Raw genomic sequence first — 23953 nt, forward strand, 5'->3', positions numbered from 1 at the left:
GTCAGGAGGCTCCTTCGTTCCAGCGCAGCTTTTTGCGCAGCGTGGCAAAGTAGTTCCAGCCCAGCGGGTGCAAAAAGCGCACGCAGTATTGCGCGCGGCGCACGAGGATGCGGTCGCCATGCAGCAGCGAGGCGAGCGACTGCATGTCGAAATTCGCGCTCGCGTCGCGCCCGTTGACGAGTTCGATGGCGATTTCGGCATCGTCGGGCAGCACGATGGGCCGGTTCGACAGCGTGTGCGGTGCGATCGGCACCAGCACCCAGCCCGGAATCGCCGGGTGCAGCATGGGGCCGCCGGCCGAAAGCGCGTAAGCCGTCGAGCCCGTGGGCGTCGCCACGATGAGGCCGTCGGCGCGCTGATTGGCCACCAGATGGCCGCCCACTTCCACGCGCAGCTCCACCATGCCCGAGGTTGCGCCGCGGTTCACCACCACGTCGTTGAGCGCGAGCGCCTCGAACACGGTGCCGCCATCGCGCTGCACACGCGCATGGATCAGCGCGCGCCGGTCTTCCTCGTATTCGCCGCGCAGCATGGGCGTGAGCGCAGCCTGGTAGTCGCCAAAGGGAATGTCGGTGATGAAGCCCAACCGACCCTGGTTGATGCCTATCAAGGGCGTGCCGTAGCGCGCCATCTGGCGCCCTATGCCCAGCATGGTGCCATCGCCGCCCACCACCAGCCCCAGGTCGCACTGCGCGCCGATTTCGGGCACCGTGAGCTTGGGGTACTGGACGAGGCCGGTGTTGGCCGCCGTTTCGGCCTCCAGCACCACCTCGCAGCCGCGGCGTGCGAGAAATTCGGCGATGTCTTCGAGTGCCGCGCGTGCGTTTTCCGGTTTGCCCGCGGCTGGCGCGGTCTGGTATTTGCCAAACAGCGCAACATGGTGAAAATTGGACTTCATTTGCAAATTACATCATCAAAACCGCCATGCTCGATGACCGTGCCAAGTTGCTGCTCAAAACCCTTGTCGAGCGTTACATCGCCGAAGGCCAGCCCGTGGGCTCGCGCACGCTCTCGCGCGCCTCGGGGCTGGACTTGTCCCCGGCCACGATCCGCAACGTCATGGCCGACCTCGAAGACCTGGGTCTGATCGCGAGCCCCCACACCTCGGCCGGCCGCGTGCCCACCGCGCGCGGCTACCGCCTGTTCGTGGACACCATGCTCACCGTGCAGCCAGAGCCGCTGCCGGCACCCGAGCTGCCACCCGAACTGGCGCCCGAACAACCGCAAAAAGTCATAGCAAATGCGGCGCAGCTGCTCTCGAATCTGTCGCAATTCGTGGGCGTGGTGCTGGCCCCGCGGCGCGCCTCGGTGTTTCGCCAGATCGAATTCCTGCGGCTGTCGGAGCGGCGCCTGCTCGTGATCATCGTCTCGCCCGAAGGCGACGTGCAAAACCGCGTGATCTTCACCGACGTGGACTACACCCAGTCGCAACTGCTCGAAACCGCGAATTTCCTCAACGCCCACTGCGCCGGCCTGTCCATGGAGCAGGTGCGTGAAAAGCTCAAGTCCGAGGTGGAAACGCTGCGCGGTGAAATCGCCGCGCTCATGCAGGCGGCAGTGAACGCGAGCTCCGAGGCCCTGAGCGCAGCGCAGGAAGAAGTCGTGATCTCGGGCGAGCGCAACCTGCTGTCCGTGAGCGACTTTTCAGCCGACATGGCCCACCTGCGCCGCGCGTTCGCGCTGTTCGAGCAAAAAACGCAAATCCTGCGCCTGCTCGACATCACCAACCAGGCCGAAGGCGTGCGCATCTATATCGGCGGCGAAAGCCAGGTCGTGCCCTTCGAGGAGCTCTCAGTGGTCAGCGCCTCCTACGAGATCGACGGCAAGGTGGTCGGCACCCTGGGCGTGATAGGCCCCACGCGCATGCCCTACGACCGCATGATCCAGATCGTGGACATCACCTCCAAGCTCGTCTCCAACGCGTTGAGCCACCGCCCCTGAGAGGCTACAATAGCCGTCTTTTCGCCCGCCCGGTTCAGCGGCGGGATTTGGGGCGTTAGCTCAGCACTTACAGCGGTTTGGCGAATTTGCCGGATTGCTACGGGTGGAAGCAGCGGAAGGGCCCCTGCTACGCTCTTTACTGCAGGAAAAATGGCGGTGGGCGGTGGCCCTCGGGGACACTGAAAGCGTAGAGAGTTGAAGTTGTTTTATGAATGGGCCGTTAGCTCAGTTGGTTAGAGCAGAGGACTCATCGAAGTGGTGACCTTGTCGTGAAAGCGGCAATGGAAAAACCGGGTGAACTCAGGGAAACCGTCAGCCAGTCGATGGCCCGGCAATCCTGAGCCAAGCTCGCCGAAGGCAGGTTGAAAAACCGGTAGGCGAGAAGGTGCAGAGACTAGGGTGTGAGGAGCCAATCCGATAAGCACCCCGAGAGCGCCCGGCACCCTAACGTGCGGAGAAATTCGCGGCGAGGGTGATGAGATAGTCCAGGGAGTGGGGAAACTCACGCTAACCTGAATCCTTTGGTCGTTGGTTCAAGTCCAACACGGCCTACCATTCATATTCACCTAGGGTTTGCTCTGCAGCATAGCTCACACGTGGGTCCTAGAAGGACCTGCAGGGCGTCTTCAGCGAGCGCGCCACCACCGCAATGGAGCGCCCGCCATCGATCACTTGCTTGACCGCCGCTTCCCGAACTCCGGCGTGTAGCTACGATCTGTTCCTGTCTTCATCCTCTCTCCACAAGGTCATCATTACAAACCTCGTGGCGTCCTTTTTTCGGGGGGCAGTTCATGACACCGATTTTCCTCGATTCCCCGGCAACAGAAATCGCTACAGTCAGCAGCAACACCAGCCACGCTCAACACCCGACGAGGAGACACTCCATGAGCGCAGACACCCCCACGCAACGCTTTGGCAGCGGCCAGGCCGTGCGCCGGCTCGAAGACGACGCGCTGCTCACCGGCGCGGGCCGCTACACCGACGACTTGCGCCAACCCGGCGACGGCTGCCTGGTGTTCGTGCGTTCGCCCTATGCGCATGCGCGCATCGTGGCCGTGCACACTGACGATGCCCTGGCCATGCCCGGCGTGCGCGCGGTGCTCACGGGCGCACAGCTCGTGGCGCAGGGCGTGCCGCCCATGCCCACCGGCGCGGCGTTCCAGCGCGCGGACGGCAGCCCCTGCGCCACGCCGCCGCGCCTGCCGCTCGCGTACGAGACGGCGCGCTTCGTCGGCGAGGCCGTGGCTGCCGTGGTGGCCGACAGCATCCAGCAGGCCAAGGACGCCGCCGAGGCCGTATGGGTCGAATACGAAGAGCTGCCCGTCGTGCCCAGCCTTGCCGCGGCGCTGGCCGAAGGCGCGCCCGCGCTCTGGCCCGCCGCGCCCGACAACATCGCCTGCGAGGCGCGCCACGGCGCCGCCGCGGCCTGCGCCGCCGCGTTTGCGCAGGCTGTGCATGTGGTGCGGCTGGACTTGACGCACCAGCGCCTGGCCGCGCTCACCCTGGAGCCGCGCACCGTGCGCGCCTGGCCCGAGGACGGGCGCATGCAGGTGCAAATCAGCTCGCAAATGCCCACGGCGGTGCGCGCCGCCGTCGCCAAGGCGCTGGGCGTAGAGCCCGAGCAGGTGCGCGTGCGCGTGGGCGACGTGGGCGGCGGCTTTGGCATGAAGGGCGCGCCCTACCCCGAAGACGTGGTCGTGGCGCTGGCCGCGCGCGCCACGGGCCGGCCCGTCCTCTGGGCGGCCGAGCGCAGCGAAGAATTCTTGAGCTCCGCGCACGGGCGCGACGTACAAACCCATGCCGAACTCGCCCTGGCCGCCGACGGCACCATCCTGGGCCTGCGCGTGCACTCCGACGCCAACGTGGGCGCCTACGCGCAGCCCAACGGCGTCGCCATCCCCTTGCTGATCGGCCCCTGGGTGCAGACCAGTGTCTATCACGTGCCGGTGATCGACTTTCACTTCCGCGCCGTGCTCACCAACCAGGCGCCCACCGGCGCCTACCGCGGTGCCGGCCGGCCCGAGGCCATCTACAACATCGAGCGCCTGATGGACGAGGCCGCGCGCCAGACCGGCATCGACCGCCTGCAGCTGCGCCGGCGCAACTTCATCCGCCCCGAGCAAATGCCCTACACCAACCCCATGCGCCAAACCTACGACGTGGGCCGCTTCGAACAGGTGCTGGATGGCGCGCTGCCGCTCGCGGATTGGGATGGCTTCGAGGCGCGCGCCACAGCATCGCGCTCACGCGGCCTGTGGCGCGGCCTGGGCATCGCGACCTTTTTGGAGTGGACCGGCGGCAACGTGTTCGAGGAGCGCGTCACCGTCGAGGTGAAGGGCGACTTGAACGGCGACGGCATCATCGAGGTGTTTTCCGCCGTCAACCAGATGGGCCAGGGCATCGCCACCACGCTTGCGCAGCTCGTCGTCGATGCGTTCGACGTGCCCATCGAGCGCGTGCGTGTGGTGCTGGGCGACACCGACCGTGGCAACGGCTTTGGCAGCGGAGGCTCGCGCTCGATCTTCACCGGCGGTTCGGCGCTGCGCACCGGCGCCGAGCGCACGCTCGACGAAGCGCGGCGCCTGGCCGCGCAGGCGCTCGAAGCCGCGCCCGAAGACCTGCGCTACGCCGCGGGGCGCTTTCATGTCGCCGGCACCGACCACGCCATCGGCCTGTTCGAGCTGGCCGCGCGGCAGGATGGCGGCCACATCTTCGTCGAGCACAGCTACACCGTGAACGGCCCGAGCTGGCCCAACGGCTGCCACCTCAGCGAGGTGGAGCTGGACCCGCAGACCGGCGCCGTGGCCGTGGTGCGCTACGCCTCGATGAACGACGTGGGCCGCGTGGTCAACCCCATGATCGTGCGCGGCCAGCTCGACGGCGGCGCCGTGCAAGGCATAGGCCAGGCGCTGCACGAGCAGATCGTCTATGACGGCGCGAGCGGCCAGCTGCTCACCGGCAGCCTGATGGACTACGCCGCGCCGCGCGCAGACGACATCGCCACCGAATTCATCACCGCCATGGACGAATCCATCCCCTGCACCAACAACCCGCTGGGCGTCAAAGGCGTAGGCGAACTCGGCACCATAGGCGCCACCCCCTGCATCGTCAACGCCGTGGCCGACGCGCTGGCGCGCAACGGCCGCGCCGATTTGGCGCCCAAGCTGCAAATGCCGCTGTCGCCGGGGCGTTTGTGGGAGTTGTTGCTGGGGTGAGGGTGTCGGTGGCTAAGCCCGCCGCCGCACCTCTCATGCGTTTGTGTCTTTTTGCCGTGCGGCGTTTCCCTCTGGCGTGGCTGGGGTCGTGGTTTTTGCCACCAATGGAAAGCGCTCAGGGTGGCGAATGGATTCGACGGACAGGTCGACATCGAGCTCTGGCCAATAAAGATGGTCGGAGCTTGGGCGCTCCACGGTACAAAGCTGCGCTATAGTGGCTTGCTTGAACCAAGGAAATTCCGTGAATGGGAGCAGCAATTCCTCTTCATCGAGCAGCAGCCAGAAACCGTTTGGAGAAACGTGCGTGACTTCAGCGAACAAGATGTTCTTTCCAGACATTGGGGGCCTCTTACCATCTGAATTTTGCATGTTCCACTTTTCGTAATGGACTTCGACACTCTCATGCCCCCGTCTCCCCATGTTCCCCGCTGCTTCGCCCTGCTCCCCTGTGCCGGCAGCGGCTCGCGTGCGGGGACGGCGCAGCCCAAGCAGTACCAGCCGCTCGCCGGGCGGCCGCTGGTGCGGCATACGCTTGCGGCGTTTGCGCAGGTGGGGCGCATCGCGCGGGTGCTCGTGGTGGTGGCGCCGGGGGATGAGGCGCTCGCCGCACACGACGATTCGTTTTTGATAGCGCCTTGCGGAGGTGCTACGCGCGCCGAGAGCGTTTTCAATGGTCTTGCTGCGCTGCAGGCTCTCGGCGCGGCGGCGCACGACTGGGTGCTGGTGCACGATGCGGCGCGCTGTCTGGTCACGCCGGCGCAGATCGACGCGCTGATCGACGCCTGCCTGCCCGACACGGTGGGCGGCCTGCTCGCGCTGCCGCTGGCCGATACGCTCAAATGCGCCGATGCGGCCGGCCGCGTGGCCGCGACGCTCGATCGCACGGGTAAGTGGCTCGCGCAGACGCCGCAGATGTTTCGCCTGGGCGCGCTGCAGGCGGCGCTGGCGGCGCACGCGGACATGGGCTTTGCCGGCATCACCGACGAGGCCAGCGCGATGGAGGCGGCGGGCCACCGGCCCCTGCTGGTGCGCGGCAGCGCGCAGAATTTCAAGGTCACATACCCCGAAGACTTTGCGCTGGCCGAGGCCGTGCTACAAAGCCGAGAGCGCCTATGATGGTCACCATCGATGGCTTCCTGACTGCCTGAACTCCGACATGAGCACACCGCATTTGCCCCCCACCGCTTTCCCTCCGCCACCGTTTCGCATCGGCGAGGGCTGGGACGTGCACGCGCTGGTGCCGGGGCGCGCGCTGGTGATTGGCGGTGTGCGCATCGAGCATTCCCTGGGCCTGCTCGGGCATTCGGATGCGGACGTGCTGCTGCACGCGATCACCGACGCGCTCTTGGGCGCGGCGGGGCTGGGCGACATAGGCCGGCACTTTCCCGACACCGACGCCACCTTCCGCGGCGCCGATTCGCTCGCGCTGCTGGCCGAGGCCGCGCGCCGCGTGCAGGCGGCCGGCTGGTGCGTGGGCAACATCGACAGCACCGTGGTCGCGCAGGCGCCGCGCCTGGCGCCGCACATCGCGGCCATGCGCGCACGCATTGCGCAGGCGCTCGGCGTGGCGGCCGAGCAGGTCAACGTCAAGGCCAAGACGGCCGAGCGCCTGGGCCCGGTGGGGCAGGGCGCGGCGATCGAGGCGCGGGCCGTGGCCCTCATATATAAATTTGGCTCTAACGCTTGATGGTATTGCCTGAGAAGCTACTGTTTTAGGAGACTTGCATGTCTGAACACACCGCATCTTCCAACGCTGCCGACCTCGCCAGCGCCGCCTACGAGCTGCCGCGCTACGACACGGTGCAAACGGCGCTCGTGGGCGCGCATGTGCTGCAGGTCACGCTCGCCCGGCCCGAGGTAGGCAATGCGATGAACACGCAAATGGGGCGCGACCTGTTCGATCTGTGGAGCCGGCTCACCGAGGACGCGGGCCCCGTGCGCTGCGTGGTGCTCACGGGCGCGGGCGGCAAGATTTTTTGCGCAGGCGGCGACCTCAAGGAGCGCAACGGCATGACCAAGGCGCAGTGGCAGCGCCAGCATGAATTGTTCGAGCGCGCGGTCTGGACGCTGGTCGATTTGCCGCTGCCCGTGATCGCCGCGGTGAACGGCCACGCCTACGCGGGCGGGCTCGAAATGGCGCTGTGCTGCGACTTCATCTATGCGAGCCAGAGCGCGCGCTTTGCGCTCACCGAAGTCACGCTGGGCATCATGCCTGGCGCGGGTGGCACGCAAAACCTGCCGCGCGCCGTGGGCGACCGCCGCGCCAAGGAGATTTTGATGACGGGCCGGCCCTTCGACGCGCAGCAGGCGCTGGCCTGGGGCGTGGTGAACCAGCTGTTCGAGCCCGAACAGGTGCTTGCGCAGGCGCTCGCGACGGCCGAAGTGATCGCGGCCAATGCGCCGCTCGCGGTGCGGCAGGTGAAAAAATCCGTGCGCTACGGCACGCAGATGGAGCTGCGTACCGCCTACCGCTTCGAAGTCGAGGCCTACAACCACCTCGTGGACACGCAAGACCGCCTCGAAGGCGTGCGCGCCTTCAACGAAAAGCGCAAGCCGGTGTTCCGCGGCTGCTGAAGAAAAACCTCTTGACTGTGTCTGGATGCCCATGAACGAGCCCACCCACCGCACCGTGCGCATGCCCACGCTCTACATCCCGCATGGCGGCGGGCCGTGCTTTTTCATGGACTGGGACCCGCCGGGCACCTGGGACAGGATGGCGGCGTTTTTGCGCAGCATTCCGGCCAGTCTGCCGGCCAGGCCGCGCGCGATCGCGCTGGTCACGGCGCATTGGCTCGCGCCGCAGCCGAGCATGAGCAGCGCCGCACAGCCGGGTTTGCTGTTCGACTACTACGGCTTTCCGCCGCACACCTACCAGCTCACCTACCCCGCGCCCGGCGCGTCCTGGCTGGCCGAGCGCGCGAGCGCCTTGCTTGCTCAGGCCGGTTTTGCGCCGGTGCAAGACCCGAATCGCGGCTACGACCACGGCACTTTCATCCCGCTCAAGGTCGCCTTTCCCGAGGCCGACGTGCCCGTGTTGCAGATGTCGCTGCTCAGCAGTCTTGACGCAGGCGCGCACTTGCGGCTCGGGCAGGCCCTGGCGCCTTTGCGTGACGAGGGCGTGCTCATCATCGGCAGCGGCATGAGCTGGCACAACATGCGCGGCTACGGCAACCCGCGCTCCACGCCGATCAGTGCGGCCTTCGACGCATGGCTCACCGACGCCGTGACGCGCCCGGCCCATGAGCGCAATGCGCTGCTCGCCGATTGGGAGCGCGCGAGTGCGCCCTGGGGCCGCCAGTCGCACCCACCGCGCGCCGAAGAACACCTGCTGCCGCTGCACGTGGCGGCCGGCGCGGCGGACGACGGCGCCGGGCACAAGGTGTTTTCAGATACGGTGATGAGCGCCGTGGTGTCGGCGTTTCGCTTCGATTGAGCTGCAAACTGCGCAGGCAGAGCAGCCAATAAAAAGCCGGTGCATGCACCGGCTTTTCACCCAAAGAGCATTGCGACCAATAGCGCTGCCACTGCAGCGCCGCGGCCTCCGTGCCTCAGAAACGATAGCCCACGCCCACGCCGATCAGCCACGGATCGACCTTGTACTTGGCGTGGTCCAAACCAGCGCCCGTCACCTTCGTGTCCATCCAGACCTTCTTGACGTCGAAGTTGAGCACCCAGTTCTTGTCCAGCGCGTAGTCGAGACCGGCTTGCAATGCGGGGCCCCAGCTGTCCTTCTTGATCGACACGGCACCGCCGGCGATATCGACGCTGGAAAAGCGCGTGTAGTTCACGCCGGCGCCCAGATAGGGCTTGAATGCACCCAGGCCTGTAAAGTGGTATTGGCCCAGCAGGGTGGGCGGCAGTTGCTTGAGCGAACCGACCGGAGTGCCGCCAAGGCGCACAGTGTGCTTTTGCGGATAGGTCAGGATCAGCTCGGCCGCCAGGTTGGGCGTGAAAAAGTAGCTGACATCCACCTCGGGGATGGTTTTGCTGCTGACCTTCACGCCAGCATCACCCGCAGCGCCACCATGATCGGTATTCACGCGCACGGCACGCAGACGAACCATCCAAGGGCCCGGCATTTCTTGCGCAAAAGCAGCGCTAGAAGCCAAAACGCCGAGAGCAGCCAGAGCAAGCAGTTTCTTTTTCATAGGAATCTCATGTGCAGTTGCACGGGGACGACCCCCGTGGCTGCATTGCACCGCCGATCGGTTGCGCAAACCTTGCTGTAAGTCAAATACTGGGCGGCTGCCCTGCCATAGACGACTTCAGAGTGCTGCAGCTGCACTAAATGCGACGCAAACGTTGCACCAATGCAACGCTTGTGAGCGCCAGCGCGCCTGCGACCACGCCCACCAGAGCGTTGCACAGCGCAGGCAGCAGCCAGTGCCACGGGCCGCCGGCGCCAGCGCCCAGCCTTTCGACGGCGTGGTGCAGCGCCGGGATGCCGTGCGCCAGGATGCCGCCGCCCACGAGGAACATGGCCGCCGTGCCCACGACCGAGAGGCTTTTCATGAGCCAGGGCGCGGCCTGCACGATGGCCAGGCCCAGCGTGCGCAGCAGGGCCTGGCGCCGGCGTGCGAGCCATAGCCCCAGGTCGTCGAGCTTGACGATGCCCGCGACCAGGCCATACACGCCCACCGTCATGAGCACGGCCACGCCCACGAGCACGGCCACCTGCTGCGCAAACGGTGCCGCCGCCACCGTGCCCAGCGCGATGGTGATGATTTCTGCCGAGAGGATGAAGTCGGTGCGCACGGCGCCCTGCACCTTGTCTTTTTCGAAAGCCACCAAGTCCAGCGCCGCGTTGGCATTCGCCAGCACGTGGCTTTCGTGTTCGGCCGCATCGTGCGGCGCGCTGGGCAAAAACTTGTGCGCGAGTTTTTCCACGCCCTCGAAGCACAAAAACGCCCCGCCCAGCATGAGCAGCGGCGTCACGGCCCAGGGGGCGAAGGCGCTCACGAGCAGGGCCGCGGGCACGAGGATGGCCTTGTTCACGAGCGAGCCCTTGGCCACGGCCCAGACCACGGGCAGCTCGCGGTCGGCGCGCACGCCCGTCACTTGCTGGGCGTTGAGCGCCAGATCGTCGCCGAGCACGCCCGCGGTCTTTTGCGCCGCCACCTTGGTGAGCACCGACACGTCGTCGGCCATGGTGGCGCTTTTTTGCGCGGCCACCTTGGTCATGAGGGCGACGTCGTCGAGGATGGTCGCGATGTCGTCGAGCAGGGCGAGCAGGCTGCCGAGGGCCATGGGGCGTCCTTTGAGAGATGGTTTCCAGTGGGACAGGCGCTCAGCCTCTCAGCCCACCCAGCGGCGCGCGTTGCGCCAGATCTGCATCCAGGGGCTGAAGTCGTCCTTGGGCAGCGGCGTCCAGCTGAACTGCAGGTTGCGAAACACCCGCTCGGGGTGCGGCATCAGGGCCGTGAAGCGCCCGTCGGGCGTGGTCACGGCGGTGAGGCCGCCGGGGCTGCCGTTGGGGTTGAAGGGGTAGGCTTCGGTCGGCTGGCCGAGATGATCGACGTAGCGCATCGCGGCCAGCACCTGGCTGGCGTTGCCGCGGTGGCGGAAGTCGGCGTAGCCCTCGCCGTGCGCGGTGGCGATCGGCAGGCGCACGCCCGCCATGCCGGCAAAAAACAGGCTGGGCGAATCCAGCACTTCGACCTGCGCGAGGCGCGCCTCGAAGCGCTCGCTCTGGTTGGTGGTAAAGCGCGGCCAGGCCTGCGCGCCGGGGATGATGTCGGCAAGCTCGGCAAACATCTGGCAGCCGTTGCACACGCCCAGGCCAAAGGTGTCGCCGCGCGCGAAGAAAGCGCGGAACTGCGCGGCCAGCGCGGCGTTGAAGCTGATGCTGCGCGCCCAGCCTATGCCCGCGCCCAGCGTGTCGCCGTAGCTGAAGCCGCCGCAGGCCACCAACCCCTGGAAGTCGGCGAGCTGCACGCGCCCGGCTTGCAGGTCGCTCATGTGCACGTCGCAGGCCTCGAAGCCCGCGGCGTCGAAGGCCCAGGCCATTTCGACATGCGAGTTCACGCCTTGTTCGCGCAGGATCGCGACCCTGGGGCGCGCGCCGCCGATGGCTACTGCGTTGATAGCTGCTTGCGCTTGCTGCGCCTCGTTTTCAGCCACTTTTTGCTTGAAACTTTCGGGCAGGTACACGTGCAGGCCGCCGTCGTGCGCGGCGCCCGCGGCGGCGTGCTCGGCGTCGGCGCAGGCGGGGTTGTCGCGCGCGCGGCAGATTTTCCAGCTCACGCTGTCCCAGACTTGCTGCAAGTCCGCGAGCGTGGCGTTAAAGACGAGTTTGGTGTCGCGCCAGATTTGCAGCTCGCCCGCGCCGGTGGCGATCGGTGCGTGTGCGGGCCGCGTCTTGCCGATGAAGTGGCTGTGCTTGGACAGGCCATGCGCGCGCAGCGTCTGCATGACGGCGTCGCGCTCGGCTGTGCGCACCTGCAGCACCACGCCCAGCTCTTCGTTGAACAGCGCCTTGAGCGTGCGCTCCTCGCGCCGCGCGCTGACCTGGCTGGCCCAGTTTTTCGCGTCGCCGTAATCGGCGCGGCTGTCGCTGATGCCGTCGCCTTCGGTGATGAGCAGATCGACGTTGAGCGCCACGCCCACTTTGCCGGCAAAGGCCATTTCGGCCACGCAGGCCAGCAGCCCGCCGTCGCTGCGGTCGTGGTAGGCGAGGAGCTGGCCCTCGGCGCGCAACTGGTTCACGGCCGCCACGAGGCGCACCAGGTCTTGCGGGTCGTCGAGGTCGGGAACGCCGTCTTTTTCGGGGCAACCGCTTGGGCCCAGCGCTTGCGCGAGGATGCTGCCGCCCATGCGGCACTGGCCGCGGCCCAGGTCGATCAGCACCAGCGTGGTGTCGGCCTCGTCGCGGTCGAGCTGCGGCGTGAGCGTGCCGCGCACGTCGGTGAGCGTGGCAAAGGCGCTCACGATCAGGCTCACGGGCGAGGTGACCTTGCGCAGCGTGCCGTCCGCGCCCTGCCACTGCGTGCGCATCGAGAGGCTGTCTTTGCCCACGGGAATGGAAATGCCCAGCGCCGGGCACAGCTCCAGCCCCACGGCGCGCACGGTGGCGTAAAGGTCGGCGTCCTCGCCCGGCTCGCCGCACGCGGCCATCCAGTTTGCGCTGAGCTTGACGCGCGGCAGCTCTATGGGCGCGGCGAGCAGGTTGGTGATGGCCTCGGCCACGGCCATGCGGCCCGAGGCCGGCGCGTCGAGCGCCGCCAGCGGCGTGCGCTCGCCCATGGCCATGGCTTCGCCGGCAAAACCGCGGAAGTCCGCGAGCGTCACGGCGCAGTCGGCCACGGGCACTTGCCAGGGGCCAACCATCTGGTCGCGGTGCGTGAGGCCGCCCACGCTGCGGTCGCCGATGGTGACCAAAAAGCGCTTGCTCGCCACCGTGGGATGGCTCAGCACGTCGATCACCGCCTGCTGCAGCGGCACGCCGGTCAGGTCCAGGGCCGTGCCGCTGCGGCGCACGCGGGTCACGTTGCGCTGCATCTTGGGCGGCTTGCCCAGCAGCACGTCCAGGGGCATGTGCACGGGCTCGTGCTGCGGGCCGCTTGGCGTGGCGCTGTCTTCGACGATGAGCTCGCGCGCCTCGGTGGCCACGCCGACCACGGCAAATGGGCAGCGCTCACGCACGCACAGCTGCTCGAACGCGGCGAGCGAGGCGGGCGCGATCGCCAGCACGTAGCGCTCCTGGCTCTCGTTGCACCAGATTTCCTTGGGCGCAAGGCCCGATTCTTCGAGCGGGATGGCGCGCAGGTCAAAGCGTGCGCCGCGCCCGGCGTCGTTGACGAGCTCGGGAAAGGCGTTGGAGAGCCCGCCCGCGCCCACGTCGTGGATCGCCAAAATGGGGTTGCCGTCGCCCAGCGCCTGGCAGGCATTGATGACCTCCTGCGCGCGGCGCTCGATTTCGGGGTTGCCGCGTTGCACCGAGTCGAAGTCGAGCTGCGCGGCGTTGGTGCCGCTTGCCAGCGACGAGGCCGCGCCGCCGCCCATGCCGATGCGCATGCCGGGCCCGCCCAGCTGCACGAGCAGGGTGCCCGCGGGGAAGGCGATCTTGTGCGTGAGGCGCGCATCTATGCTGCCCAGGCCGCCTGCGATCATGATGGGCTTGTGGTAGCCGCGCTGCACCTCGCCCACGCGCTGCTCGTATTCGCGAAAGTAGCCGGCCAGGTTGGGGCGGCCGAACTCGTTGTTGAAGGCCGCGCCGCCCAGCGGCCCCTCGGTCATGATCTGCAAGGGGCTGGCCATGTGCGCGGGCTTGCCGTCGGGCTGGTCGGCCAGGCCGCCCCACAGCTTGCCCACGGAAAAGCCCGTGAGCCCCGCCTTGGGGCGCGCGCCGCGGCCCGTGGCGCCCTCGTCGCGGATCTCGCCGCCCGCGCCCGTGGCCGCGCCCGGAAAAGGGCTGATCGCCGTGGGGTGGTTGTGCGTTTCCACCTTCATCAGCACATGGCGCAGGGCGCTTTCCTTTTGATAGCTGCTTGCGCTTGATGTACCTGCGCTAGAGGCCGATTTGGCTTCAAAAACTTCGACGGTGCCGCCGGCCATCACCGCGGCGTTGTCGCTGTAGGCCACGATGGTGTGCTGCGGCGCCTGGCGGTGCGTGTGGCGGATCATGGCAAACAGGCTGTGCTCCTGCGCCACGCCGTCGATGGTGAATTCGGCGTTGAAAATCTTGTGCCGGCAATGCTCGCTGTTGGCCTGCGCGAACATCATCAGCTCCACGTCGGTGGGGTTGCGCGCCAGGCGCGTGAAGGCGTCGAGCAGATAGTCGATCTCGTCCTCGGCCAGCGCCAGGCCCCAGTCGCGGTTGGCCGCTTCGAGTGCGGCGCGCCCGCGGCCCAGCACATCGACATGCGCGAGCGGCTCGGGCTGCAGCGGGCTGAACAGCGCCTTCGCCTCGTCGCAACTGGCGAGCACAGACTCGGTCATGCGGTCGTGCAAGAGCGCGGCGATGCGCTCGCGCTGCGCGGGCGTGACCTGCGCTGCCTTGCCGAACAAGCCCGCATCGAACTGCAAGTGGTATTCGGTCACGCGCTCGATGCGGTGCACGGGCAGGCCGCAGTTGCGTGCAATGTCTGTCGCCTTGGACGCCCAGGGCGAAACCGTGCCCAGGCGCGGCGTGACCACGAGCACGAGCTCGGCGCTGCTGCCGGGCGCTGGCGCATACGGCTCGCCGTAGGCGAGCAGCGCGGCCAGGCGCTCCTGCAGCGCGGGCGTGGGCGGCTCGTGCGTCGCCACGAGGTGCACGAAGCGCGCGCGGATGCCGCTGATTTTGGGGTGCACGGCGGTCAGCGCCGACGCAAGCTGTTGGGCACGAAAGGGGCGGAGGGCATCGCCCCCGGCAAACTGGGTCAGGTGCAAGGTCACGGTAGCGGCCTGGTCGAAGGGATGGGGCGCGATGCCGCGCGGGCGGCGGTCATGCAAGGGCGAAATACCCAGAGGGGCAGGGCGGCGATTTTACCGAGCGCCTTTGCATAACCAATGCATCCGAGCGCTGGCGCTGCGCCTGCTCTTTCGCGACGCTGCGCATGGCGCCAGCCCAGCAAGGTCAAAAGCCCGATGGGATAATCTTTGCATGAGCATCACCATCAAATCCGCCGAGGATATCGAAGGCATGCGCGAGGCCTGCCGCCTCGCGGCCGAAGTGCTGGACGCCATCGCCCCGCACATCCGCCCCGGCATCAGCACCAAAGAAATCGACCGCCTGGGCGCCGAGTGCATGGCGCGCCAGGGCACGGTCTCGGCCACCTTGGGCTACCAGCCGCCCGGCTATCCGCCGTATCCGGCCTCGCTGTGCGCCTCGGTCAACCAGGTCGTCTGCCACGGTATCCCCAGCGACAAGCCGCTCAAGAAGGGTGACATCGTGAACGTCGATGTCACCATCATCACCAAGGCGGGTTGGTACGGCGACACGAGCCGCATGTATATCGTGGGCGAGGGCTCGATTGCCGCGCGGCGCCTTTGCACCGTCACTTATGAGGCCATGTGGCTGGGCATCATGCAGGTGCGCCCCGGTGCGCACCTGGGCGACATCGGCCACGCGATCCAAAAATACGCCGAAGGGCACGGCTACTCGGTGGTGCGCGAATTTTGCGGCCACGGCATAGGGCGCAAGTTCCACGAAGAGCCGCAAGTGCTGCACTACGGACGCCCGGGCACGCTCGAAGAATTGCGCCCCGGCATGGTGTTCACCATAGAGCCCATGATCAACGCCGGTCGGCGCGAGGTCAGAGAGTTCGGCAACGACGGCTGGACCATCGTCACCAAAGACCGCAGCCTCTCGGCGCAATGGGAGCACACCGTGCTCGTGACCGAAACCGGTGTCGAGGTGCTAAGCCTCTCGGCCGGTGCGCCGCCTGCGCCCGCTTTCGTGCCGCCCGAGATCGCGCGCCCGCGCGGCGTCGCGCAGCAGGCCGCAACGGGTGTGACTGCGGCGGGCGCAGCCGCAGCGCCCACCGTGCCCGCCTGAAGCCATGGCGCTGGCTGTGCGGGCTGTGTGCACGTTTTTTGCGTAGGTCGCCGGCATGTCTTCGCTCCCCGTCAGACCGCCCCAAACTGCCCCCCTGTCCGACCCTGCGCTGGCGCACGATGCGCCTGCGCTGCAAACCCTGCGCGACGCATACCGGCGCGACAAGGCCGCGTTGCTGGCCCAGTTGCAAGAAGGGGGCGGAGCCTCCACGCGCAACATCCACGCCTTGCTGCGCAGGTTTGCCACGCTGGCCGATGGTCTGCTGCGCACGCTGTGGCGGCACGCCGGCCTGCCGCCCGACATGGCTTTGCTCGCCGTGGGCGGCTACGGGCGGGCGCAGCTGTTTCCGTACTCCGACATCGACGTGCTCCTGCTGCTGCCGGCGGGCTGCAGCCCCGAGTGCGAAGACGGCTTGCGCGCACGCATAGAGCGCTTCGTCGGCAGCTGCTGGGACGCGGGGCTGGAGATCGGCTCCAGCGTGCGCACCGTGGCGCAGTGCCTGGCCGAAGCTGCGCAGGACGTGACGGTGCAGACCTCCCTGCTCGAGGCGCGCTGGATTTGCGGCAGCCGCGCCCTGTTCGACGAGTTCGAGCAGCAGTTTCGCGCGCAGATCGATCCGCGCGCGTTTTTCACGGCCAAGACGCTGGAGATGCGCCAGCGCTACACCAAGTACGAAAACACACCCTACGCGCTCGAGCCCAATTGCAAGGAGTCGCCCGGCGGCCTGCGCGATCTGCAGACCATTTTGTGGGTCGCGCGCGCTGCGGGGCTGGGTCGCAACTGGCGCGAACTCGGCGCGAGCGGCATGGCCACGGCCATCGAGGTGCGGCACCTTGCGCGCAACGAGGCGCTGCTGTCGCTGATCCGTGCGCGCCTGCACGCGCTCGCCGGGCGGCGCGAAGACCGGCTCGTGTTCGACCTGCAAACCGCCGTGGCCGAATCCTTTGGCTACCGCTCGCAGGCGCCCGACGGCAGCCCGCTGCCCATGCGCGCAAGCGAGAGCCTGATGCGCCGCTACTACTGGGCCGCCAAGGCCGTGGCGCAGCTCGCCCAGGTGCTGCTGCGCAACATCGAGGAGCGCCTCAACCCCAGCACGCACGCACTGCGCCCGATCAACGAGCGCTTCTACGAAAAAGCCAACCTGATCGAAGTCGCAAGCGACGACCTGTATCAGCGCGCGCCGCACGCCATCCTCGAAACCTTTTTGCTCTACGAAACCACGGTGGGCATCAAGGGGCTGTCGGCGCGCACGCTGCGCGCGCTCTACAACGCGCGCGGCCTGATGGACGCGCAGTTCCGCCGCGACCCGGTGAACCGCGCCACCTTTTTGCGCATCCTGCAGCAGCCCGCGGGCATCACGCACGCCATGCGGCTCATGAACCAGACCTCGGTGCTCGGGCGCTACCTGTGGCCGTTTCGGCGCATCGTGGGGCAGATGCAGCACGACCTGTTCCACGTCTATACAGTCGATCAGCACATCCTCATGGTGCTGCGCAATGTGCGGCGCTTTTTCATTGCTGAACATGCGCACGAATACCCGTTTTGTTCGCAGCTCGCGGCGGGCTGGGACAAGCCCTGGCTGCTCTACGTCGCGGCGCTGTTCCACGACATCGGCAAGGGCCGCGGCGGCGACCATTCGCTCGTCGGCGCGATGGAGGCGCGGCGCTTTTGCCGCCAGCACGGCATCGCGCGCGAAGACGCTGAATTGATCGAGTTCCTCGTGCGCGAGCACCTCAGCATGAGCCGCGTCGCGCAAAAGGAAGACCTCTCCGACCCACAGGTGATCGCCGCGTTTGCGCAGCGCGTGGGCAACGAGCGCTACCTCACGGCGCTATACCTGCTCACCGTGGCCGACATCCGCGGCACCAGCCCCAAGGTCTGGAACGCCTGGAAAGGCAAGCTGCTCGAAGACCTGTACCGCGCCACGCTACGCGTGCTCGGCGGGCGCGCACCCGACCCCGCGGCCGAGGTCGAGGCACGCAAGCGTGAGGCGCTGGTGCTGCTGAACCTGCACGCGCAGCCCTTCGAGGCACACAAGGCGCTGTGGGACACGCTGGACGTGCGCTACTTCATGCGCCACGAGGCCGCCGACATCGCCTGGCACACGCGCCACCTCTCGCGCCACGTCAATGCATCCTATCCCGTGGTGCGCGCGCGCGAGTCGCTCGCAGGCGAAGGCTTGCAGGTGCTGGTCTATACGCCCGACCAGCCTGACCTGTTTGCGCGCATCTGCGGCTATTTCGACCGCGCGGGCTTCAGCATCCTGGACGCGCGCGTGCACACCACGCGCACCGGGCACGCGCTCGACACCTTCCAGGTCGTCGCGGCGAACCAGCCGGGTCACTACCGCGAGCTCATCCACATGGTCGAAAACGACCTCGTGCGTGCGATTCAAGACACCGGCCCCTTGCCCGAGCCCGGCCGCAAGCGCGTCTCGCGCCGCGTCAAGAGCTTCCCCGTGGCGCCGCGCGTCACGCTGCAGCCCGACGAAAAGGCGCAGCACTGGCTGCTCAGCATCTCCGCGAGCGACCGCGCGGGGCTGCTCTACCTCGTTGCGCGCGTTCTTGCACAGCACCAGCTGAGCGTGCAACTGGCCAAGGTCACCACCTTGGGCGAGCGCGTCGAAGACACTTTCCTCATCACCGGCGCGGAACTGCGCGACAACGCGCGGCAGATCGCCATCGAAACCGAGTTGCTCCAGGCCCTGTCGGAATGAGCGCGCTGCGCCGGGTCTGCGGCGCAGAACCCGGGCCGGACACCCGGAATGTGCTGGAGCAGCCACGGCGCGTACAAGCCAAGTACCAACTATGGATGAAAGCCCATGTCCGGCTATAATCTCCCGTTTTCCCTTGCCACACCGCCTGCCGACGCAAAGCGCAAGCTTCACGCAGCGGGTGGCTTCATCCATAAGGAGTCTGCATGCGTCATTACGAAATCATCTTGCTGATCCACCCGGATCAAAGCGAACAGGTTCCAGCCATGCTGGAGCGCTACAAGGGCATGATCACCGCCGGCGGCGGCAAAGTGCACCGCGTGGAAGATTGGGGCCGCCGCCAGTTGGCCTACCTGATCAACAAGCTCGCCAAGGCGCACTACCTGTGCCTGAATATCGAAGCCGACCAGGCCGTGCTGGCCGAGCTCGAACACGCCTTCAAGTTCAACGACGCCGTGCTGCGCCACCTGACGGTGCAGAAGAAGAAGGCCGAAACCGGCCCTTCGTCCATGATGAAAACCGTAGAGCGCGAAGAAGCCCGCAAGGCTGGCCAGGCCGAGCACAGCGGCGCAGAGCGTTGATGGTCCCCTGAGCGCAACCGCGCAAAGTTCATCGTACAGATTCCTTCCTGGGAGTGGAAAAGCACCGCGAAGACCGCGTCGCCAGCAGCACGGACGAGCGCACGCTCAACCGCTTGGTGCTGCGCGCACGCATCGCCGAAGCCGAACCCATGCGCTACACGCCCGCCGGCATGCCGGCCATCACCGTGCAGCTCGAGCATGAGTCGCAGCAAAGCGAAGCCGGCCAGCCGCGCGAAGTCAAGCTGATGCTCAAGGCCGTCGCCTTTGGCGTACAGGCCGAGCGGCTCGCGCAGCTGGAGCTGGGCAGCCGCTGGCGCTTCGAAGGTTTTTTGGCCACGCCGCGCCAGCGCAAGCAGATCGTGCTTCACATCCAGGACATGCAACCCGATCCAGATTCATTTTGAGAGGTCCCCCATGGCCACGTTCAAGAAAACCAGCAACGACAAGCGCCCCAAGCGCAACACCCAATCGCTTTTGTTCAAGCGCAAGCGCTTTTGCCGCTTCACGGTCGCAGGCGTCGAAGAGATCGACTACAAGGACGTCGATACGCTGCGCGACTTCATCGCCGAAAACGGCAAGATCATCCCCGCGCGCCTGACCGGCACGCGCGCCATTTACCAGCGCCAGCTCAGCACCGCGATCAAGCGTGCGCGCTTTCTGGCCCTGGTCCCCTACACCGACCAGCACAAGATCTAAGGGAGCCCCGTCCATGCAAGTCATCCTGCTCGACAAGGTCGTGAACCTTGGCAACCTCGGTGAAATCGTCAAGGTCAAGGACGGTTACGCCCGCAACTTCCTGATTCCCACTGGGCGTGCGCGCCGCGCCACGGCGGCCGCCAAGGCCGAGTTCGAAGCCAAGCGCGCCGAGCTCGAAAAGGCCGCCGCAGCCAAGCTCGCCCAGGCCCAGGCCGAAGCAGAAAAGCTCGCCGGCGTCACCGTCAAGCTCACGCAGAAAGCTGGCGTCGATGGGCGCTTGTTCGGCTCCGTGACCAACCACGACATCGCCGAAGAGCTCAACAAGCTCGGCTTCAAGCTCGTGAAGGCGCAAATCCGCATGCCCAACGGCCCCATCAAGACCGTGAGCGATTCGTCCGTGAGCGTGGCCTTGCACACCGACGTGGTGGTCGATGTCAACGTCTCGGTCTATGGCGAAACGGCCTGAGCCGCATCAGATTCCAACGGCAAATCAAAGGCCGCCCTCGGGCGGCCTTTGTGTTTTTTGACACCGCTGGTGTGCAGCTATTTACGGGGCAGCACACTACCATTGCCATTCAGTTGGCTGTCCTTTCGCAAGTAAACCCATGTCTGCTGTTTTCCCTCCTCTTGATGAAGCCGATGCCTTGCCGGCGCCTGACCCGCAAGCTGCGCAACTGCGTGTGCCGCCGCACTCGATCGAGGCCGAGTCGAGTGTGCTCGGCGGCCTGCTGCTCGACAACCATGCCTGGGATCGCGTGGGCGATTTGCTGCTCGACAGCGACTTTTACCGCTACGAGCACCGGCTGATCTACGCTGGCATCGCGCGCCTGGTCAACGCAAGCAAGCCCGCCGACGTCATCACCGTTTACGAACACCTGCAAGGCCTGGGCAAGGCCGAGGAAATTGGCGGCCTGAGCTACCTCAACAGCCTCGCGCAGTACGTGCCCAGCGCGAGCAACATCCGCCGCTACGCCGAGATCGTGCGCGAGCGCGCCATCCTGCGCAAGCTCATCACTGCGAGCGACGAAATCGCCACCAGCGCCTTCAACCCGCAGGGCCGCCCCGTGGACAAGGTGCTCGACGAGGCCGAGCAGAAAATCTTCCACATCGGCGAGGAAGGTGCGCGCATGAAGCGCGGCTTCCAGGCGATGGACACGCTGGTGGTCGACCTGCTCGACCGCGTGCAGGAGATGGCCGACAACCCCAACGACATCACCGGCGTGCCCACGGGGTTCATAGACCTCGATCGCATGACCTCGGGCCTGCAGGCCGGCGACATGGTGGTGCTGGCCGCGCGCCCCTCCATGGGCAAAACGGCATTCGCGGTGAACATCGCCGAGCACGTTGCGCTCAACGAAGGCTTGCCCGTGGCGATCTTTTCGATGGAAATGGGCGCGGCGCAGCTCGCCGTGCGTATCGTGGGCTCGATCGGGCGCATAGATCAGGGGCATTTGCGCACCGGCAAGCTCAGCGACGAAGAATGGCCGCGCCTCACGGAAGCCATAGAGCGCCTGCGCAACGTCTCGCTGCACATCGACGAGACGCCTGGCCTCACGCCCAGCGAGCTGCGCGCCAATGCGCGGCGCCTCGCGCGCCAGTGCGGCAAGCTCGGTTTGATCGTGGTCGATTACTTGCAGCTCATGAGCGGCTCCGCGAGCTCCGAGGGCGAGAACCGCGCCACCGAACTCGGCGAAATCTCGCGCGGCCTAAAGATGCTGGCCAAAGAACTGCAATGCCCGGTGATCGCGCTCTCGCAGCTCAACCGCAGCGTCGAATCGCGCACCGACAAACGCCCCATGATGAGCGACCTGCGCGAATCGGGCGCGATCGAGCAGGATGCCGACATCATCATGTTCATCTACCGCGACGACTACTACAACAAAGACAGCAAGGAGCCCAACGTGGCCGAGATCATCATCGGCAAGCAGCGCAACGGGCCGACGGGCACCGTGAAGCTGTTCTTCCAGAAGTCGCAAACGCGCTTCGAGAGCCTGGCGCTGGGCTCGAGCGACGATTTTTAATCCGCGCGTCCTGCGTCGAGCAGGCGCTCGACGGTGGCGCAGAACTCCTGCATGTCGTTGGGTTTGTGGATCAGGGCGCGCGCGCCCTCGGTCAGCGCGGCCTGTTCAATCTCGCTGCTGATGTAGCCCGAGGCAAGTGCCACGGGCAGCTGGGGATGGATCTGGCGCGCCGCGCGCAGCAGCTCCACGCCCGAAAAGCCCGGCATGTTGTAGTCGGTCACGAGCAAGTCGTAGTTCTTGGGCTGGGCGCGCAGGGCTTGCAGCGCCGCCTGCGGGTCGGTAAAGGTGCTGACTTCGTAGCCGCGCCGGCGCAGCAGGCGTTGCACCACGAAGACCAGCGCCTGGTCGTCGTCGACATACAACACGTGGTGCGGGCGCGCCGCTGCGTCGGCCTTGGGCGCGGACGCTGGTGCAGGCAGCGCAGCCATGGCATGTGGGGGCGGTGGTGCGGTCTCGTTCACGCCACCTTGCAGCGCAGTCGGCTCCATCGAGGAGGCTGCACTGTCGGCGGTCGGAAAATACAGCGTGAAGCGGCTGCCCTTGCCCGGGCTGCTTTGCACGTCGATGCCTCCGCCATGCGTGCGCATGATGCCGTGCACCACGGCGAGCCCCAGGCCCGTACCCTGGCCCACGGGCTTGGTGGTGAAAAAAGGCTCGAAGATGCGCCCCAGCGTGGCCGCGTCCATGCCCGGGCCATCGTCGCGCACCGTCAATGCGATGTAGTCGGTGCGGGCGGCGAGGCCCAGGCGTTCACGCAGGCGCTGCTCAGGCTGCACGCGCAGCGCCTCGACGTGGATATGGCCGCGGCAGCTGCCCAGCGCCTGCACGGCATTGGTGCAGAGATTGAGCAATGCCTGTCCCACTTGCGTGGCGTCGCCGAGCACGGGGGGCAGGTTTTCCGGCACCTGTACGTACAGGGCGATACTGGGCGGCAGCGTGACGCGCAGCAGCCGTTCGGTATCGTGCGCGACTTCGGCAAGCTGCACGGCAGCGCGCTGCGGCGGCTCGTTGCGGCTGAAGGTGAGAATCTGGCGCACCAGATCGCGCGCACGCCGCGCGGCCTTGTCGATTTCGTTCAGGCTCTCGAGCAAGGCGCTGCCCGGCATGGCCGGTGCGGCCGCGGCGCAATCGGCCTTGGCGAGTTCGACGTTGCCCAGGATTGCGCCCAGGATGTTGTTGAAGTCGTGCGCGATGCCGCCGGCCATGGTGCCCACGGCCTGCATCTTGTGCGACTCGCGCAACTGCGCCTCGAGCTCGTTGCGCTGAGCCTCGGCCTTTTTGCGCCCCGTGAGGTCGCGCGCGAACACGGTGGCGGTCTCGCCCGTCGCATGGCGCTCGAACGAAATGCTCACTTCGACCGCGAGCTCTCTGCCGCTGGCGGTGCGCGCCGTCATCTCGCCGAGCATGGCCTGGGTCGTGAGCTGCGAGAACGCCAGCGCCTGCGCAGCGCCAGGCAAAAAGCGCTCCAGCGGGCTGCCGAGCGCATCGTCGGCGTTGCATTGGAACAGCGCCGCCGCGGTGGGGTTGAACACGGTGATGCGCTGCTGTTGATCGACGCAAAGGATGGCGTCCAGCGCCGAGTCGATCACTGCGGCGAGGCGCTTTTCGCTCGCGTGCAGTTGTGCATTGCGCTCTTGCAGCGCTTGGCGCTCGGCGAGCAGCGGCCCCTGGTCGATCACGGCGCACAAGAATTGCACCGGCGCCGGGGCGTCTTCCTGCGCTGCTTCGATGCGCGCGATGTGCAGGTCGCCGGTGATGGCGGGGTGGCCTTCGATCGTGAACACTACTTCCGTGATCTCGCTGTGCCCCAGCTTGTTTGCCTGCGCGAACCCCTGCTGCACACGCGCGAGGTCGTTCGGATGCACGAAAGGCTGCAGCATGGCGAGGGGCCGGTCGCGCTCGCTCGGCTGGAACGAGCGGTGCGCCATGGCGTTGGCCTGCACCACGATGTCGTGCGCATCGACGACCATGAGCGCGAGCGGCACGTTCGCAAAAAGCGTCTCGAAGCGCTCCGACGCGCGCTCTGCCACCGCCTGGCTATAGCGCAGTATCTCGTTTTGGCTTTCGAGCTCGGCCTGCGAGGCACGCAGCTCGGCGATCAGCGCCGCGACGGCGCCGTGCGGACGATCCGTGCCACGACGTTCGTCCGCGGCAGGAGCCTGCGGGGGCGTGGCCGCCGGCGGGGGCGCACCGGTGGACGAGTGATGCGCGTCCTCTGCCAAGGCAGAGGCAAAAAGCAGGGAGAGGTCAGGGCGTGTCATGGTGGCAAACCTCGCTGTGTGGCCCGCAGGCCAGCGCGCAACGCAGGA

At 66.9% G+C, this 23953-nt stretch carries 19 protein-coding genes; 13 read left to right on the forward strand and 6 right to left on the reverse strand.

All coding sequences use genetic code 11. The features are described 5' to 3' along the window. Position 1: 1 nt before the first annotated feature. Entirely contained in the window at positions 2–898 is an 897-nt protein-coding gene (locus tag FK527_RS08075) for an NAD kinase (RefSeq protein WP_144732210.1), read from the reverse strand. A 26-nt stretch (positions 899–924) separates the two neighbouring features. On the opposite strand from FK527_RS08075, the gene hrcA reads away from it, so the two are divergent. Together hrcA and FK527_RS08085 are read left to right on the forward strand one after the other, a co-directional pair. Beyond that, complete coding sequence (gene hrcA, locus FK527_RS08080) at positions 925–1941, forward strand: heat-inducible transcriptional repressor HrcA (RefSeq protein ID WP_144732213.1); 1017 nt, start codon at positions 925–927, stop codon at positions 1939–1941. Between the two features lie 884 nt (positions 1942–2825). Then, positions 2826–5156 carry a xanthine dehydrogenase family protein molybdopterin-binding subunit gene (locus FK527_RS08085; protein WP_144732216.1) on the forward strand — a complete coding sequence of 777 codons (2331 nt, stop codon included), beginning with the start codon at positions 2826–2828 and terminating at the stop codon, positions 5154–5156. Between the two features lie 33 nt (positions 5157–5189). Here FK527_RS08085 and FK527_RS08090 read toward each other — a convergent pair whose 3' ends face one another. After that, positions 5190–5477: a DUF2442 domain-containing protein gene (locus tag FK527_RS08090; protein ID WP_241659369.1), complete on the reverse strand. Its 288-nt coding sequence runs from the start codon at positions 5475–5477 to the stop codon at positions 5190–5192. 81 nt (positions 5478–5558) lie between these two features. Between FK527_RS08090 and ispD the strand changes: the two genes are divergently transcribed. From ispD to FK527_RS08110, 4 genes are read left to right on the forward strand one after another with little or no spacing between them, the layout of a single operon-like run. Continuing rightward, a complete protein-coding gene (ispD, locus tag FK527_RS08095; RefSeq protein ID WP_246072724.1) occupies positions 5559–6272 on the forward strand; it encodes a 2-C-methyl-D-erythritol 4-phosphate cytidylyltransferase in 714 nt (237 codons plus the stop codon). A 40-nt stretch (positions 6273–6312) separates the two neighbouring features. Then, positions 6313–6843 carry a 2-C-methyl-D-erythritol 2,4-cyclodiphosphate synthase gene (gene ispF / locus FK527_RS08100; RefSeq protein WP_114483115.1) on the forward strand — a complete coding sequence of 177 codons (531 nt, stop codon included), beginning with the start codon at positions 6313–6315 and terminating at the stop codon, positions 6841–6843. 38 nt (positions 6844–6881) lie between these two features. Next, entirely contained in the window at positions 6882–7730 is an 849-nt protein-coding gene (locus tag FK527_RS08105; RefSeq protein WP_114483116.1) for an enoyl-CoA hydratase/isomerase family protein, read from the forward strand. A gap of 31 nt (positions 7731–7761) precedes the next feature. Next, positions 7762–8589: a DODA-type extradiol aromatic ring-opening family dioxygenase gene (locus FK527_RS08110; RefSeq protein ID WP_170132850.1), complete on the forward strand. Its 828-nt coding sequence runs from the start codon at positions 7762–7764 to the stop codon at positions 8587–8589. A gap of 115 nt (positions 8590–8704) precedes the next feature. Here FK527_RS08110 and FK527_RS08115 read toward each other — a convergent pair whose 3' ends face one another. From FK527_RS08115 to purL, 3 genes are all read right to left on the reverse strand, one after another. Then, complete coding sequence (locus FK527_RS08115; RefSeq protein WP_114483117.1) at positions 8705–9304, reverse strand: OmpW/AlkL family protein; 600 nt, start codon at positions 9302–9304, stop codon at positions 8705–8707. A gap of 136 nt (positions 9305–9440) precedes the next feature. Further along, complete coding sequence (locus FK527_RS08120; RefSeq protein ID WP_114483118.1) at positions 9441–10403, reverse strand: DUF808 domain-containing protein; 963 nt, start codon at positions 10401–10403, stop codon at positions 9441–9443. Between the two features lie 48 nt (positions 10404–10451). Beyond that, the gene (gene purL, locus FK527_RS08125; RefSeq protein WP_144732459.1) at positions 10452–14531 is read right to left on the reverse strand and encodes a phosphoribosylformylglycinamidine synthase; all 4080 of its coding nucleotides are present in this window, start codon (positions 14529–14531) and stop codon (positions 10452–10454) included. A gap of 208 nt (positions 14532–14739) precedes the next feature. Here purL and map point away from each other — a divergent pair, with 208 nt between their 5' ends. From map to dnaB, 7 genes are all read left to right on the forward strand, one after another. After that, positions 14740–15633 (forward strand): type I methionyl aminopeptidase, encoded by an 894-nt coding sequence (map, locus tag FK527_RS08130; protein WP_144732219.1) that lies wholly within the window; start codon positions 14740–14742, stop codon positions 15631–15633. Positions 15634–15688: 55 nt separating this feature from the next. Beyond that, positions 15689–18349 (forward strand): [protein-PII] uridylyltransferase, encoded by a 2661-nt coding sequence (locus FK527_RS08135; RefSeq protein WP_144732222.1) that lies wholly within the window; start codon positions 15689–15691, stop codon positions 18347–18349. Between the two features lie 203 nt (positions 18350–18552). Continuing rightward, positions 18553–18927, forward strand: coding sequence for a 30S ribosomal protein S6 (rpsF, locus tag FK527_RS08140; RefSeq protein ID WP_114481777.1), 375 nt, complete (start codon positions 18553–18555; stop codon positions 18925–18927). Between the two features lie 53 nt (positions 18928–18980). After that, the gene (priB, locus tag FK527_RS08145; protein ID WP_275848878.1) at positions 18981–19331 is read left to right on the forward strand and encodes a primosomal replication protein N; all 351 of its coding nucleotides are present in this window, start codon (positions 18981–18983) and stop codon (positions 19329–19331) included. Positions 19332–19341: 10 nt separating this feature from the next. After that, positions 19342–19623, forward strand: coding sequence for a 30S ribosomal protein S18 (rpsR, locus tag FK527_RS08150; protein ID WP_144732225.1), 282 nt, complete (start codon positions 19342–19344; stop codon positions 19621–19623). A 13-nt stretch (positions 19624–19636) separates the two neighbouring features. Next, positions 19637–20089, forward strand: coding sequence for a 50S ribosomal protein L9 (gene rplI / locus FK527_RS08155; RefSeq protein ID WP_144732228.1), 453 nt, complete (start codon positions 19637–19639; stop codon positions 20087–20089). Positions 20090–20228: 139 nt separating this feature from the next. Further along, positions 20229–21644 carry a replicative DNA helicase gene (gene dnaB, locus FK527_RS08160; RefSeq protein WP_144732231.1) on the forward strand — a complete coding sequence of 472 codons (1416 nt, stop codon included), beginning with the start codon at positions 20229–20231 and terminating at the stop codon, positions 21642–21644. Here dnaB and FK527_RS08165 read toward each other — a convergent pair. Then, positions 21641–23905 (reverse strand): PAS domain-containing hybrid sensor histidine kinase/response regulator, encoded by a 2265-nt coding sequence (locus tag FK527_RS08165; RefSeq protein WP_144732234.1) that lies wholly within the window; start codon positions 23903–23905, stop codon positions 21641–21643. The genes dnaB and FK527_RS08165 overlap by 4 nt on opposite strands. Positions 23906–23953 lie beyond the last annotated feature (48 nt).

The sequence above is a fragment of the Extensimonas perlucida genome (assembly GCF_007655255.1).
In the GTDB taxonomy this organism is placed as follows: Bacteria; Pseudomonadota; Gammaproteobacteria; order Burkholderiales; family Burkholderiaceae_C; genus Extensimonas; species Extensimonas perlucida.